Here is a 14,221-nt window from a genome sequence, read left to right on the forward strand (position 1 = left end):
GGCCTCAGCTTGCCGGCGCTATTGCGCGTTGACCAGCGTGGTACGGGTTTTGTATTTGCCCTGGATAAAGTCCTGGCTGGCGAAGAAATACCCGTAGTCCTGCAGGTACATGACCGTGCCGGTTGCCTGGTAGTTATCGCCAGCAGCCGTGCAATTGAGCTCTTTCGCGTTGCCACTCAGTGCCGAATTGACTTGGCTGGCTGGCAGTTCGCGTACGACGACGCAGGTTGAATCACGGGAGAGCAGGCGGTCCTCTTCGGCGGTGTTGCGATTGCGCTCTTTTACCTTGAAGCCCAGCGTCGTGCCGACCGGCATGTGCTTCCAGTCGCCGGTGAAACTGAGCTGCTCAACATTGCTCGCGGCCGAGACTTTCATACCGTGCAGTTCGAAATCGCCTTGGAAGGTCAGGCTGAACAAACCTCGGAATGTGGTGATATGGGTGCTTGAAAATTGAGTTGCCCGACGGACTTTAAGCAGGCCGTTTCCAGCTGCGGGCTCAATGAATACGTCAGTGCGCAGGCTGGATGAGCCCAGGTCACGCTTCTCCATAAGATGGCGCAGAGGCTTGGCTGCCGTGGGGAGACCCAGTGCCGAGATCGCGTCGGTCACCGCTACCGGGACGGGTGCGGGTGTCAGGGTCTGCTGGAGCTTGGTGCGTACAACCGCCATCGGCAACTGCGCAACGGTTGGCGAACATGCAGCTTTGAGCAGGGGCTGGCTGTCCGCCTCGGCGCTGCTGAAGGGCTGGTCAATGGGGACGGCGACGACGTTGCCGAAGGTGACCTTGTTGTTTTGGGTGAGGCTGAAAGCCGCCAGGGTGCGATAAGTCTGGCGATTGCAGTTGACCTCTAAATGAATACGCGTCTGGGCGTAGGGCATTTTCTTGAGTTTGTTGATCAGGATGAGCGGCTCATCGTAGGCGCCCCAGAACTCCACTTTCTCGCCCACGGTCTTGAGGCTGGCGCGGTCGATGAGCAACTGGCGTTGAGTCTCTGTCGTGCTGACCAGGCGCCAATCCGGGCGCGGCGTGCGGGCGCAAGCGTCGGTAAAGCTGGTGTTCTGTTGCAGTTCGCCAATCACTGCTGGCACCAGGTCGCGCATGACCGTGATGCGAGTAGGCTGGCCATCGCGCCCTGGGGTGCCGGGGGCTTCCAGATACAGCAGGCTCCCGCTCGGAGTGGTGCAGGATGCCTGGATCTGCGCGATATCCGGCACAGAGTTGTTGTTGGTCAGGGTGACGTGAACCTGGTAACTGAGGTCGTCGCCATCGCGCATGATTGAATCGGCCAATAGCGGCTTCTTGAGCATGTCTTTATACGGGGCGTCGGCCTTGTCGCCGCTCTTCAGGCCTTGCGCGCCGCAACCACTGAGCAGGCCTAGGGCGACGATAACCGCGATGTGTTTCATGAGCGTTCCTTGCAGGGATGAGAGGTGATCAGGGCCTTTCGACCCGCCGCATCGCGTTTTGTGCGGGGCGCGCTGATCAGAATTGATACTCCGCCCCTGCACCCGCATACCAGGAGCGCCCCGGCGCGGCTTCGTAATAGCGGTTGTTGCCATCGCCGACGATCACCGAGCCGACGTACTGGCGGTCGAGCAGGTTATCCAGGCGCAGGGTCTGGTGGAAGGTCCAGTGCTCGACTTTCTGCTCGAAGCGCGCGCGCCAGTTGAACACGCTGTAGGCCGGTGCGGCGTGTTGGCTGTTGGTGTCCTCGACATAGACTTTGCTGCGGTACAGGCCTTCGATAGCGGTGCTGACCCAGTCCCGGGGTTTCCAGTTCAGCTCGGCGAACAGCGTGGTTTGCGGTACGCCGGGCAGGTAGTTGCCCTTGTCAACGGCAGTGCTGCCGCCGCTGACAAAGTCACTGTCGTAGGTGGCTTGCAGGCGGGTGTAGGCGAGGTTGGTGCTCCAGTGTTCGCTGAGCTGGCTTTCGATGCCCAGTTCGAAGCCGCGGCGCAGGGTGCGGCCGGCGTTCTGGTAGCTGGTGCGGCCGCCCAAGGATTGATAGACCACCAATTCATCCTCGGTGGTGATCTGGAACACGGCGGCGTTGATTCGCGTGTTGTTTACTTGGGCCTTCAGTCCCACCTCGTACTGGGTACTGTCAGACGGCTTCAGGCCGAAATTGAAGCCTTCGACGCTGCCTGGTGCGTAGGCCAGTTCGGCCTGGGTCGGTGTTTCGAAGCCTTTGCCCGCACTGACATAACCGTGCAGTTCCGGCGTGAAGGCATACATCACGCTCATTGATGGCGTGTTTTTCTGATAGGTCTTGCTCCCGCTGGCGTCGCCGTTGCTCAAAAATTGATCATCGACGTCCAGCTCCATGGTGCTGTGCCGCACGCCCGCTTGCAGGGTCCAGCGGTCCAGGGCCCAGTTGGCCTGGATGTAAGGGTCGAGGCTGCGGGCGGTGTCGATTTCATCGCGGCGTAGCTGGCCTTTCACGCCGAGGGTGTTGCCGCTGTAGTTCTGGTAGCCGTGGCGGCTGTCTTCGCTTTGGTCGAAGTCCAGGCCGGTGATGATCATCAGCTCGCCTGGCGCGCTTTCGATAGGCTGCATCCAGCGCACGCTGCCGCCGTAGAACTTACGGTCGAATTGCACCACGCCACCGCCGCGTTCGTTGGCGGGTGTGCCTTTGGGAATCGACAGGTACTGAATCACACTCCGCCGCCCCGTATAGGCATTCACCTGCAACGTCGCATCGCCGATGTAGCACTCGTAATTCAAGCCCAATTGCTGATGATCGATGCTTTTGCGCGTGTTGTAGGTCAGCGCATTGGCACTCACCGAGCGTGGATCGGCCTTGTACGCCGCCCAGGTCTGCCCCAGCGGGTCTTGGGTGCCGTTCTGTTCCAGGCTGCTGTAGATCAGCGCGAGTTTGCTGTCGTCATCCGGCTGGAAGTTGAGCTTGGCGAAGGTCTGGTCGCGACGCGCGCTGCTGTGGTCGCGGTAGCCGTTGGTGTCCATGCGCGAGGCGTCGAGCACGAAGCCTGCGCCATTCGCCGCGCCCTCGGCGGTCAGGTGGTTCTTGTTCAAACCGTCGCTGCCCACCAGGGTCTCGGCGCCGATGCGTGGTGGGCCTTCGCCGTCGCGGGAAAACATCTGGATCACGCCGCCGGCGTTGCTGCCATATAGGGTGGCCGCCGGTCCGCGCAGGACTTCGATGCGCTCGGCAGTGTCGAGGTTGAAGGTGGCGGCCTGGCCCTGGCCGTCTGGCGTGCTGGCAGGGATACCGTCGGCGATCAACTTGATACCGCGTACGCCGAAGGCCGAGCGGGCGCCGAAGCCGCGGGAAGAAATCTGCAGGTCCTGGGCGTAGTTCTGGCGGTTCTGCACCACCAGGCCGGGCACGCGAGACAGGACCTCGGAGGCATTGATGCCCAGTTGGCCGTCGCTGATCTGCTCACGGCTGATGCCGTCGACCGAGTAGGGCAGGTCGAAGGTCGGGCTGGCGCTGCGGGAGCCGGTGACCACGCTGGGGTCCAGGATCAGCGGTGCGTCGTCAGCCCGCGCGGCATCACTCAAGGCGAGCAAACCGGGCAGCAACAAGGTGAAGCGGGCGAGGGTTTTCATGGGTCAGCCAGAATCCGTGGCGCGCTGTATAGGAGGTAAACGCGCAAAGGGGCGCGAGTTTAGTGACTTGGGCGAGATTTATCATTTAGGAATCGTCTTACGCTGCACATCGGAGGTGCCGCCCTGGGACATCAGCCTTTGCGATGTTAGCGTGGCAGGCCTTGGTAACGACAATGGCCGATGGGTCAAAAGGAGGGGGCATGAGGATTGGGTCGAAAGTCGTGTGGCTTGTGCTGTGCTGTCTGCTTGCCGGTTGCGGAACCGTCACCACGGTCATGCGTCCGGACGCGGTTGCCAGTCAGAACCTCAAGGATTCGCGCAGCCACTGCGAGAGCGTGCCCCGTATCTACAGCGGGGTGATCTACAACTTTTGCACGCTCAATGGCGAGCCGGCCCCCGACAAGAGCCTGACAAGCAATAGCCTGAAAGACCATAGCGGTGCCGCGCTACCTTTCGTTGCCGTCGATTTCATTGCCTCCGGCGTGGTCGATACGCTGGTGTTGCCCTACACCCTTTACCGCCAGAGCAAAGACGGCAGCATCGAGATCTTCCGCTGATCCCTCTTGCCACTTGCCGCTAACAGCTCCCCCCTGCTTTTAAGCTATAATCCCGCCCTTTAGCTGTTTCCTGCCCAGGCGGGAAGCACACTTTTTCGCGGCGTAACCCGCCTGCATGCAGACTAAAAGAGGCTAGACCCCTGTGGCATTGACGATTCTTGGCCTGTCCGGCGCCCTTAGCCATGATCCTTCCGCAGCCTTGTATATCGACGGCAAGCTGATCGCGGCCGCCGAAGAAGAGCGCTTCGTACGCGACAAACATGCAAAGAACCGCATGCCCTACGAGTCGGCGAAGTTCTGCCTGGAACAGGCCGGCATCAAGCCTTCCGACGTTGACGTGGTGGCGATCCCGTTCGCCCCGATCAGCCTGTTCGGTGAGGCGCGCTGGCACTACGCCAAGCGTTACTGGTACGCCCCGGACCGCGCCCTCGACGCGATCCTGATGGGCAACCGTCGCTACAAACGCTATCGCAACAAGATCGTCTGGTGCCTGGAGCAACTGGGCTTCGATCCGAAGAAAATCAAGATCGAACCGGTTGAACACCACCTGGCCCACGCATCCAGCGCCTACCACTGCTCCGGCTTCCAGGAGAAAACCGCGATCCTCGGCATCGACGGTAAAGGTGAGTACGCCACCACGTTCTTCGGCTACGGCGAGAACGGCAAGATCCACAAGATCAAGGAATTCTACGATCCGGACTCCCTCGGCGGCTTGTATGGCGCGATCACCGAGTTCCTCGGTTTCGAGATGCTCGACGGCGAGTTCAAGGTCATGGGCATGGCGCCGTACGGCGATGCCAGCAAATACGACTTCTCGCGCCTGGCCTCCTTTGAAAACGGCGAGCTGGTGATCAACACCGACTACGCCAACGTCATCGGCCTGCGCCGCTATAAAGAGAAAGGCAAAGGGTTCTACTTCTCGCCAAAACTGATCGAGTGGCTGGGTCCCAAGCGCGAAGGCGATATCGCCGACGAGCCGTACATCCACTACGCCGCCAGCATGCAAGCGCTGTTCGAGAAGCTGGCCCTGCAGATGATCGACCACTATCTGGGCGACATCCTGAAAGACACCGGCAAGCTGGCCTTCGCTGGCGGCTGCGCGTTGAACGTCAAGCTGAACCAGAAGATCATTGCCCGTGACGACGTCAAGGAGCTGTTCGTACAGCCGGCGTCCGGCGATGCCGGTACGGCGGTCGGTGCGGCGGCTTATGTGTCCCACGCCCGTGGTGTGCCGGTGGAGAAGATGGAGCACGTCTACCTCGGCCCGTCCTACAGCAACGAAGAGGTGATTGCGGCGTGCGCCAAGCACGAGAGCAAGCCCGTATGGCGCAAGATCGACAACATGCCCCAGCGCATCGCCAAGATCATGGTCGACGGCAATCCGGTGGCCTGGTTCCAGGGCCGCATGGAGTTTGGCCCGCGTGCCCTCGGCGGTCGTTCGATCATCGGTTGCCCAAGCGCCACCGGCGTGGCTGACCGCATCAACCACCAGATCAAGTTCCGCGAGCGCTGGAGGCCTTTCTGCCCGTCGATGCTCGACACCGTCGCCCCGCAGATGATCAAGGTCGATCACCCGGCGCCGTTCATGACCTTCACCTTTGAAGTGGCTGAAGAGTGGAAGACCCGCGTGCCGGAGGTGGTCCATGAAGATGGCACGTCCCGCGCCCAGGTGCTCAAGCGCGAGTACAACCCGCGTTACTACGACATGATGAAAGAGCTGGAAGTGCTCACCGGTAACGGTGTGTCGCTGAACACCTCGCTCAACCGTCGTGGCGAAGCGATGATCTGCTCGCCGAAAGACGCGCTGGACATGTTCTTCGGCTCTGACCTGCAATACCTGATCATGGAAGACATCCTGGTCGTCAAAGACGGCGTGGACCCTTATGACACGGTCGGCTGAACGCCACGTCCTGCAGTTCTGCCACGGCTATGACGGGCCGTTCCTGGACTGCGCGCGGCAATACGCCAGCCTGTTCGCAGGCTCCGGCTACAAGGTGACCACGGTGTTTCTCACCGGGGTTGCCGACCCTGAAGTGGCGGCGGGTTGCGCCAGTGATGAGGTGTTGTTCATGGAGTTCAGCTCGAAGGCCATTCGTGGCCTCAAGCTGGGCGCCATCGCCGAGATGCGTAAGATTGCCGCCTCGCGCAATTTCAGTTTCTGCATCGCGCACCGCGCCAAGCCGATCTACGTGGCGTTGCTCGCCACGCGGTTGCAGGTGATCGGTGTGCACCATGCCTTCGGTGATTATCAGCGCCGTGGCCGCCGCCTGTTCGCGTCGATCTTCCGCAAGCGCCTGAGCCTGCTGGGGGTTTCCGACGCCGTGCGCGATGACATCCGCCGCTGCCTGCCGAGTTGGCCGGCGGCGCGTATCCAGACCTTGTACAACCGCATCGATGTGCAAGCCCTGCAAGCCCAGCAGGTTTCCAGGGATGACGCGCGGGATGCCCTGGGGTTGTCGACGGATGAATGGGTGGTCGGCAATGTCGGCCGCCTGCACCCGGACAAGGACCAGGCCACTCTGCTCAAGGGCTTTGCCTTGGCCCTGCCGCAGCTGCCGGTTGAAAGCCGCCTGGCGATCCTCGGCACCGGGCGCCTGGAACAGGACCTGAAGGAGCTGGCCCGCGAGTTGGGGGTTGCCGACAAGGTATTGTTCCTCGGCCAGGTGCCGGATGCGCGCCGCTATTTCCGCGCGTTTGATGTGTTTGCGCTGAGTTCCGATCACGAACCCTTCGGCATGGTGCTGCTGGAAGCCATGGCTGCTGGTGTACCACTGTTGGCTACCGCGTGTGGTGGTGCACGGGAAGTGGTCGAAGGTGTTGGCATCCTGTTTCCGTTCGGTGACGCCGAGCACCTGGCCCAAGGGCTGGGCCATCTGGCCGCGATGGACCCACACCAGCAACACCAGTGCGCAGAGCTGATGCTGGAGCGCCTGCACGCACGATTCTCGGATCAGGCGGTGCGCGACACTTTCTGGCAATTGCCCCATGTCATTGAACTGACCGCGAGGGCTTGATGCTCAATCGATTCCAAGGCTGGCGCGAGCGCGGCTGGTGCGTCGTCGATGCACCGACCTACCATGAGGCCTGGCAGCGTTTTGGCGGCAGCGTCGCCACCCATCCGCAAGTGATCGAGCGCCTGGCTGGGCTGGCGCAGATTCCTGTGCGATACCTGGCCTGGGAGCAGGCGGGTGAACTCAAGGCGTGCATTGCCACCTGGGGGCGCGACCTGGCGTTATCCAAGGACGTGCTCAAGCGCAGTGGCAAGAAAGGCCTGTTCGACCTGGGCAATGCCGAGGTAATCCTGCCGGGCGCCGCCGATGCACAGGCGCCTTTGCGCCAGCGTGCACGCTACCTGTCGACGTTGAACGAAGGCCGCTTCAGCGGCCTCAAGCCCCAGGCCGAGCAGTTGGCCATGGCGCGTACTCCGGAAGAACTGTCGAAGAAGTTTCGCTATAACCAGCGGCGCGAACTGCGTTTGCTGGAAGAGGCGGGCGGCGTGGTACGACCGGTCAGCGAGTTTTCCAGCGCGGAGCTGGCGGCCATCTACTGTGACCTGTTCCTGCGCCGCTGGGGTTTTACTGCCACGGGCGCCGAGCGCTTGGCTGAAGTGATCGAGCTGATGCGCGAGTGGTTGATCGGCTCGGTGATTTTTCTGAATGACGCGCCTATCGCGATTCAGTTGGTGTATCGGGTCGAATCGCCGGAGTGGATCAGCGTGGAGTACGTCAACGGCGGGGTCGATCCTGAAACCCGTGCCTTCAGCCCCGGTAGCGTGCTGAGTTTTATCAATACCCAGAGTGCCTGGGAGCAGGCGCGCGAAGTTGGCAAGCCGTTGCGCTTCTCCTTTGGCCGGGCCGACCGCGAGTACAAGGACCGTTGGTGCAACCCCGTGCAGGTATTCAGCGTATGACCCGTAAGCAGCAACTGCTCAAGCGCCATCGGCGCAACAAGCGCACGGCGCTGATGGTTGGCGTATTGCTGCTGGTGGTGATCGGTATCCTGGTGGCCTGGTGGTTGCCATTGCTGTTGGCCGTGCTGGCCTGGATCGCCCATGAGGCCTGGTTTGCCGACCATCTGTTCTATGCGCCCAACGAGGATTACCAATACCGTTTTGCAGCGGACGCCGAGGTGCCGGGCGTGCGCCTGGAAAATGGGCGCTTGCTACTGGATCAGCCGGTGGACGCGGACGCAACGCGGGTGCTGGCGATCAAGGTCAAAAGCACGTGGCTGGGACGCTTCCTTGACCCGAGCATTGAACTGGCGGGCGACCGGCAAACCTTTGAGCGCGGCGTTAACGGCGTGCGTTACCTGAACCTCAGTGGTTTGGCGCTGAACGAGTTGCCGTTGCGCGGTCGGCATTGCCGAGTGATCGGCACGCCACGCCTGTGGGCTTGGAACCACCCGGATTACCGCACGCAGCGCGTGATGGTGATCGCGCCCCATGCCGACGATGCCGAATTAGCGGCCTTTGGTCTGTACAGCCAGGCTGAAAAGCCCTGGATCGTCACCCTGACCGCAGGCGAAATCGAAGCCGAGCACTACCAACAGATGGGCCTGGACGCGGTCGAAGCCGCGCGCATCAAGGGTCGCCTGCGTGCCTGGGACAGTATCGCGGTGCCTCTGTGGGCCGGCGTGCCGCAAGCGCACTGCGTGCAACTGGGTTACTTCTGCCTGCAATTGCAGGCGATGCAAGCCGCTCCGGATCTGCCGTTTGCTTCCCGTGAAGCCGAGATGACAGACGTTCGGCCGTTCCGCCAATTCAATCCGTTTGCATTGCCGGCGGACAGCGATGGCTTGCCGACCTGGAACAACCTGTTGGCCGACCTGCGCCAAGTATTGCTGATGGCGCGTCCAGAAGTGATTGTGCTGCCGCATCCGGTATTGGATCCGCATCCAGACCATGTCTGCGCGCAGCACGCGGTTCTGGAAGCCTTGCAAGGTCTTGAGTGGCAGCCGACGACAATACTGGGCTACGCCAACCACTTGCACGACAACGATCGCTGGCCCATGGGCGACGCAGGTACCGGCATTGCGTTGCCGCCGCTGTTCGACGCGACCGAAGAGCTGCTGCCCTGCAGCCTGCCTCTGACGCTGACACAGCAGCGTGACAAGGCCATGGCGCTGGGCATGATGCATGACTTGCAACCGTCACCGCCCTTCAAGCGTCGCGTACGGCGTTGGCTGCAGCGAGTGTTGGCGGGCCGTGCGCAGTCGCCGTATGGTGAGAACGAATTTTTCCGCAAGGCCGTACGACGGCATGAGCTGTTCTGGCGTTTGGGAAAGGATAAGTCATGAAAGTCTTGTTTTTGGTGCAGAAAGAGCAGCGCGCCATCCTCGATCGCTTGTACGAAGGCGTGGCCGAGCACTGCGAATGTGATATCCGTTGGTTGAGCAGCGATGAGCAGCGCAACCTGCGCGGTTACTTCCGGCGTGAGGTCGACGTGACCCGCTACGACCGCATTGTGTTCTTCCTGCGCTTCAAGCAGGAAATCCGCCAGGCCGGGTTTATCCGTACGATCCCGAACCTGGTGATCCTCGAACACGACGCTTACCAGAACTACATTCCTTGTAAATACACCGGTAAATTCAGCGCTCATTACCGCCGCTTGCCTTGGGCGCGGGTGATCAGCTCCGGTTACATGGTGACCCAACGCCTGCGCGCCGAGGGCTTTGACGCGGTGTTCGTGCCCAAGGGTTATGACCAGGCGCTGTTGCAGCCGCAGGAACGTGATCGGGATATCGAACTGGCGTTTGTCGGCAGTACCAACAGCGTCGCCTACAGCGGTCGCAAGGCGTTGCTCGATGAACTGGCACAGGTTGAGCCGTTGGTGGTCACGCGCACCAAATCCGGTGAAGAATATTGCGCCACGCTCAACCGGATCCGCTTTTTCGTCAGCGCCGATGTGGGCATGGGCGAGTACATGATCAAGAATTTCGAAGCCATGGCCTGTGGATGTGTACTGCTGGCATTCGATCAGGGCGCCGAGGAAAACGCGGCCCTGGGGTTCGAAGAGATGGTCAATGTGGTGTTCTACAAGGACATCCCACAGTTGCAGGAAAAGCTGGCCGTGTTACGGTCCGATCCGCAGTTGGCGGCCGACATTGCGCGAAAGGGTCAGGACCTGGCCGTCAGCCAGTTCAGCTTTGCCCGGATCGGCCAGCGGATTGTCGAGGTCCTCGAGCCGCCCCTGCGGCCCCGTGCCCCATTGAGTGTGCTGGAAAGGTTGCGCCTGAAACTGGGCGTTTGATATCGGCCAGATGGCCGCAAATGATGGCTATATGATATTACTGAGGCTTGAATGCAATTCTCCGATCAAAGCGACATAACGCTCGTGGTGACCAGTTGCGGTCGCTTCGATTTGTTGAAGCGCACGCTCGAGAGCTTCGATCAGTTCAATACGGCGGCGATACGCGAAGTCTTCATTACCGAAGACTCCGGTGATGACGCCGTGCGCCTTGCGGTCCCAGAGCACTGGCACAGTCATTGCACTTTCTTGATCAACCGCCCGAAGCTTGGGCAGTTGGCTTCCATCGACTTGGCCTACGAGTCGGTCAAGACCCCCTACATTTTCCATTGCGAGGATGACTGGGCGTTTTATCGACCTGGCTTTGTCGAGGACTCCAAGACGGTACTGGAGCATCGACCGGATATTTTGCAGGTGTGGTTACGTAACTACGTCTACGACTTGCAGGTGCACAGCCCCTATATTCACTTAGGGCCACGTGAAGTGGTGGGCGGGGTGCCGTGTTATCCCCTGCTGTCCGACAAGCCCGAGTGGCAAGGTTTTTCGTTGAACCCAGGGTTGCGGCGTATCAAGGAATATCGCTTGTGTGCACCCTACGCAGGGTTCGAGGGTGAGAAGGGACTATCGAAGCGTTACGCGCAGCTCAACCTGGCAGCCGTGACTCTGGAAGGCGATGCGGTTCTGCATACCGGTTTCGGTTTGCATGTGGCGACGGCAGAAGAGCGCTTGACCAAAGCGCGGCGTAAGCGGCGCGAGCGGATCAAGCTGGCAGCTATGCTGGTACTGGGTGTCGGTATTGGCTGGTTGATCCATTAAGTACAGGTAAGTACAGGCGACAAGCCACCACAACGCCGCAAAAGGTCATTTTTTCGATGAGTATCCTCAACATCATGTGGGCCGGTGGTTCTGCTTTCGCTTCGGTGCAGAAGGTTCATCAACAGATACTTTCCCACGTTGTATGCCGTGCGCCGATTTCTACCTGGCTACTTCAAGGTCGTTCGCAGGAGGGGGAGTCGGCACTGGAGTGGAATTTATCCTCTGCACGGCTTAAAGGCCGGCATCTGTGGAAGTTACTGATGCCCTGGATGCGCGCGCGTTTCCAGAAGGCGCTGCCTGACGATCTGCAGGTTGTGCTGCTGGATGGAGTGGGCGTGGCCCGGGTGATGCTGCCAGTGCTCAAACACTTGCCGCACGTACGTGCAGTCGTGGTCTTTCATGGTGTCACACGCATGCGCCGGGCGGACCAACAGCTGTTTGAGCAGTTTCCTGCAGAACAACTGACCCTGGCGGCCGTCTCGCAAACCCTGTCTCACTCGATCGAACGTTTCCTGCAAAGGCCGGTAACTGTGCTGCGCAGTGCATTCGACCCGGTGGCTTTCCGCCATGCCGCGCTTTCTCGGGAACAGGCGCGCACGCGTCTTGGTCTTCCATTGGACGGCTCGCCCGTGCTGGGCGCGGTAGGCCGATTGGTCGACGGCAAAGGGTTCAGCTGTTTGCTGGAGGCGTTTGCCGGTGTCTCGGCCCATCAGCCGGATGCGCGCCTGGTGATTATCGGCGAGGGTGCAGCGAGGGATACCCTGGAGGCGCGTATCCAGCAGCTCGGCTTGCAGGGCAAGGTTTCACTGCCGGGTCATTTGCCGGACGCGGCGACGTTGTACCGGGCATTTGACTGGGTGGCGATTCCGTCGACGCAAGAGGGCTTGGGGTTGATCCTGCAAGAGGCCGTGATGGCTGGCGTTCCGGTATTGACCAGCGAATTGGCCGTGTTTCGCGAGCAACTGGCGGACGCCGGCTGGTACGCCCCTTCAGACAATGCACAGGCCTGGGGCCGCTTGATGGAGCGCGCCTTCGCGACTTCGGCCCAGGACGTGCTCGACGCTCAGTTGCGGGCACTGGCGCCAGAACAAGCCTGGAAGGACTTCAGTGAGACCTCCCAGCGCCTGTTTTCATGCCGCTAGCAGCGCTTGCTCCAGTGCTTGCATTGGAAAGCGTTCGTTCAGCTTCTCGCGCGCAATATAGCGTGCAAAGTGCTGCAGGTTGCGCCGCGCGAGTTCCTCGTTTAGCGGCGCGCGCAAAAAGCGCATATCCGCCACATCGATCAGCCCCATTTCGTTATCAGGTGTAACAACGATATTGCCCAGGTGCAGGGAGCGGAAGTAAATTCCCGCACCATGCAAGCGGCGGATAAGTGCCACCAGTGGGTCGAGGTTCGACTGCCAGTCAAAGCCTTCCTTATTGGAAATCTGGCGCAACGTTTCACCCGGCAGCGGGCGATACAGCACGGCGGTCATGCCAGGCGCCGCCAGTTGAAAGAACGCAAGCACGGTCAGCGTGGGGATGCCACGTTGTTGCAACTGAGCCACGTTGTCGATGAAGCGTTTGGAGTACGGGCGAAACAGCGCCGACGAAAACAGTCGCTTGCGGCGAAACAGTTTGAGGATATTCCCGTCAGCCAGCAGGTAGACCTTAGGGCCGTAGCTGTCCTTTTCGAGGATGCGGGCGCCTTCAATCATCGCGTTTAAATCGGCTTGGGGAAGCCTTGAACATTGCATCGTCGGAAAGCCTTGTAGGAGTCGCGGGCACAGTGATCGGTAATAATGCCGAAAGTTTTGGGTTTTAACCATGCCGCGTTGGCGGGGTGGACGTATTCAGGAGCGGGTGATGCAGGCAAGTCGTTGGGCGCAGGTATGGATGGTTTTCGGGTTACTGTGGTTTTTGCTGGCGATTGCCTTTGCGCCGACCAACAAAATTTATCAACAAGGCTTGACCCTGTTTCTCTGGTTGCCCGCCATGGTGTTTGCCTGGTCGGCCCGTGAGCGCTTGAAGGAAGTCTGGCGTGAGCAGCGTTGGATGTGCCTGATGGTGGCGGCGTTGGCCGTCTGGGGTGCCATCAGCCTGTTGTGGACCAATGCCGAAGACCCATCACGCGAGGCCAAGCGCCTGCTGTATATCGGTGTGTTCTTGCTGTTTTTCCCGGTGCTTGCCTGTGGGCAGACCGAGCGAGTCATTCGCGTGATGCAGTGGGGGGGCTTCGGGTTGGCCCTGTCTTCGCTGGTGGCGATCATCAAGTTTTATGGTGTTGAGCATAATGCCTGGTCCGCTCGCCTTGAGGGCTTGGGGCAGTTGGCTCACCCGATCCTGGGTGCCTATGTGATCGGCCTGGCTGCCGTCTGGTTGCTGCATTGGCTGCCACGTGGCCGCTGGATGCAGGTGGCGTGGGTTGTGTCCATCGCATTGCTAGGGCTCTTCGTCGTGCTGAGCCAGAGCCGGGGGGCTGCTTTGGCCTTGCTGCTGACCGTCGTGGCGATGCCGGCCTGGTGTCGTGATCGTCGAACGGCAGTGATCGCCATTGGCGCAGTCATCGCGGCGCTGGCGGTGTTCTTCGCCATGCAATCGTTGATGCTTGCTCGCGGCGTTTCTTATCGACCACAGATCTTCTTGTCCGCCATGCAGATGATTGCCGAGCACCCGTGGACCGGCCTGGGGTTGGGGGGGGATTATAAAGTCCTGGCTGAGGGCGTGTATTTCGATCATGCCCACAACCTGTTTTCCCACGTTGCCATCGAACTCGGTCTGCCCGGCCTGCTGCTGTGGTGCGGCCTGTGGTTCGGGGTGCTCTGGCAAGCCTGGAAAGCCCGCGACACGCTCTACGGCAAGGGTGTCATCGGGATGTGGGTGTTTTCGTTCCTGGCCATGCAGTTCGATGCCGCCAGCCTCACGGGCACTCCGCGGGCCGAGTGGTTTATCTCATGGCTGCCGATTGCGCTGGCGACTGTCTTGGTCTGGGCTCGGGCCAACCCCGATGCATGTGATAAAGTTCGCGTCCTACCCAATCAGTGAGCTCGACA

12 protein-coding genes are annotated in these 14,221 nt (G+C 60.7%); 9 read left to right on the forward strand and 3 right to left on the reverse strand.

Annotation, left to right across the window (positions count from 1 at the left end; genetic code table 11):
* Window positions 1-18: 18 nt before the first annotated feature.
* Together ACP7BX_RS20150 and ACP7BX_RS20155 are read right to left on the reverse strand one after the other, a co-directional pair.
* Window positions 19-1,407: a surface-adhesin E family protein gene (locus tag ACP7BX_RS20150; RefSeq protein ID WP_426129294.1), complete on the reverse strand. Its 1,389-nt coding sequence runs from the start codon at window positions 1,405-1,407 to the stop codon at window positions 19-21.
* Window positions 1,408-1,483: 76 nt separating this feature from the next.
* Window positions 1,484-3,571: a TonB-dependent receptor family protein gene (locus ACP7BX_RS20155; protein WP_426129292.1), complete on the reverse strand. Its 2,088-nt coding sequence runs from the start codon at window positions 3,569-3,571 to the stop codon at window positions 1,484-1,486.
* 200 nt (window positions 3,572-3,771) lie between these two features.
* Here ACP7BX_RS20155 and ACP7BX_RS20160 point away from each other — a divergent pair, with 200 nt between their 5' ends.
* The 8 genes from ACP7BX_RS20160 (at window position 3,772) to ACP7BX_RS20195 (ending at window position 12,331) form a co-directional block, all read left to right on the forward strand.
* Entirely contained in the window at window positions 3,772-4,128 is a 357-nt protein-coding gene (locus ACP7BX_RS20160; RefSeq protein WP_426129290.1) for a YceK/YidQ family lipoprotein, read from the forward strand.
* 142 nt (window positions 4,129-4,270) lie between these two features.
* Window positions 4,271-6,028: a carbamoyltransferase family protein gene (locus tag ACP7BX_RS20165; protein ID WP_033897821.1), complete on the forward strand. Its 1,758-nt coding sequence runs from the start codon at window positions 4,271-4,273 to the stop codon at window positions 6,026-6,028.
* Window positions 6,012-7,142, forward strand: coding sequence for a glycosyltransferase (locus tag ACP7BX_RS20170; RefSeq protein ID WP_426129286.1), 1,131 nt, complete (start codon window positions 6,012-6,014; stop codon window positions 7,140-7,142). Before ACP7BX_RS20165 ends, ACP7BX_RS20170 begins: the two co-directional genes overlap by 17 nt.
* A complete protein-coding gene (locus ACP7BX_RS20175) occupies window positions 7,142-8,038 on the forward strand; it encodes an antimicrobial resistance protein Mig-14 (RefSeq protein ID WP_426129284.1) in 897 nt (298 codons plus the stop codon). Before ACP7BX_RS20170 ends, ACP7BX_RS20175 begins: the two co-directional genes overlap by 1 nt.
* Window positions 8,035-9,423 carry a PIG-L deacetylase family protein gene (locus ACP7BX_RS20180; RefSeq protein WP_426129282.1) on the forward strand — a complete coding sequence of 463 codons (1,389 nt, stop codon included), beginning with the start codon at window positions 8,035-8,037 and terminating at the stop codon, window positions 9,421-9,423. Before ACP7BX_RS20175 ends, ACP7BX_RS20180 begins: the two co-directional genes overlap by 4 nt.
* Window positions 9,420-10,376 (forward strand): glycosyltransferase family protein, encoded by a 957-nt coding sequence (locus tag ACP7BX_RS20185; RefSeq protein WP_426129280.1) that lies wholly within the window; start codon window positions 9,420-9,422, stop codon window positions 10,374-10,376. Before ACP7BX_RS20180 ends, ACP7BX_RS20185 begins: the two co-directional genes overlap by 4 nt.
* Window positions 10,377-10,427: 51 nt before the next feature.
* Window positions 10,428-11,189 (forward strand): glycosyltransferase family 2 protein, encoded by a 762-nt coding sequence (locus tag ACP7BX_RS20190; RefSeq protein ID WP_314524795.1) that lies wholly within the window; start codon window positions 10,428-10,430, stop codon window positions 11,187-11,189.
* Window positions 11,190-11,245: 56 nt separating this feature from the next.
* Window positions 11,246-12,331, forward strand: coding sequence for a glycosyltransferase (locus ACP7BX_RS20195; protein ID WP_426129278.1), 1,086 nt, complete (start codon window positions 11,246-11,248; stop codon window positions 12,329-12,331).
* On the opposite strand, the gene ACP7BX_RS20200 is transcribed toward ACP7BX_RS20195, so the two are convergent.
* Entirely contained in the window at window positions 12,320-12,886 is a 567-nt protein-coding gene (locus tag ACP7BX_RS20200) for a toluene tolerance protein (RefSeq protein WP_426129509.1), read from the reverse strand. The two genes, ACP7BX_RS20195 and ACP7BX_RS20200, sit on opposite strands and share 12 nt — an antisense overlap.
* Before the next feature lie 148 nt (window positions 12,887-13,034).
* On the opposite strand from ACP7BX_RS20200, the gene ACP7BX_RS20205 reads away from it, so the two are divergent.
* On the forward strand, window positions 13,035-14,213 hold the full coding sequence (locus ACP7BX_RS20205; protein WP_314524802.1) for an O-antigen ligase family protein: 1,179 nt from the start codon (window positions 13,035-13,037) through the stop codon (window positions 14,211-14,213).
* The last annotated feature ends 8 nt before the right edge of the window (window positions 14,214-14,221 follow it).

This window comes from Pseudomonas sp. DWP3-1-3b3, from assembly GCF_049896305.1.
In the GTDB taxonomy this organism is placed as follows: domain Bacteria; phylum Pseudomonadota; class Gammaproteobacteria; order Pseudomonadales; family Pseudomonadaceae; genus Aquipseudomonas; species Aquipseudomonas azotoformans_A.

What these genes read in the sequence shown, in the direction of transcription:
- ACP7BX_RS20150 (WP_426129294.1), bottom strand. Translation starts at nt 1,407, where the DNA reads ATGAAACACATCGCGGTTATCGTCGCCCTAGGCCTGCTCAGTGGTTGC.
- ACP7BX_RS20155 (WP_426129292.1), bottom strand. Translation starts at nt 3,571, where the DNA reads ATGAAAACCCTCGCCCGCTTCACCTTGTTGCTGCCCGGTTTGCTCGCC.
- ACP7BX_RS20160 (WP_426129290.1), top strand. Translation starts at nt 3,772, where the DNA reads ATGAGGATTGGGTCGAAAGTCGTGTGGCTTGTGCTGTGCTGTCTGCTT.
- ACP7BX_RS20170 (WP_426129286.1), top strand. Translation starts at nt 6,012, where the DNA reads ATGACACGGTCGGCTGAACGCCACGTCCTGCAGTTCTGCCACGGCTAT.
- ACP7BX_RS20175 (WP_426129284.1), top strand. Translation starts at nt 7,142, where the DNA reads ATGCTCAATCGATTCCAAGGCTGGCGCGAGCGCGGCTGGTGCGTCGTC.
- ACP7BX_RS20180 (WP_426129282.1), top strand. Translation starts at nt 8,035, where the DNA reads ATGACCCGTAAGCAGCAACTGCTCAAGCGCCATCGGCGCAACAAGCGC.
- ACP7BX_RS20185 (WP_426129280.1), top strand. Translation starts at nt 9,420, where the DNA reads ATGAAAGTCTTGTTTTTGGTGCAGAAAGAGCAGCGCGCCATCCTCGAT.
- ACP7BX_RS20190 (WP_314524795.1), top strand. Translation starts at nt 10,428, where the DNA reads ATGCAATTCTCCGATCAAAGCGACATAACGCTCGTGGTGACCAGTTGC.
- ACP7BX_RS20195 (WP_426129278.1), top strand. Translation starts at nt 11,246, where the DNA reads ATGAGTATCCTCAACATCATGTGGGCCGGTGGTTCTGCTTTCGCTTCG.
- ACP7BX_RS20200 (WP_426129509.1), bottom strand. Translation starts at nt 12,886, where the DNA reads ATGATTGAAGGCGCCCGCATCCTCGAAAAGGACAGCTACGGCCCTAAG.
- ACP7BX_RS20205 (WP_314524802.1), top strand. Translation starts at nt 13,035, where the DNA reads ATGCAGGCAAGTCGTTGGGCGCAGGTATGGATGGTTTTCGGGTTACTG.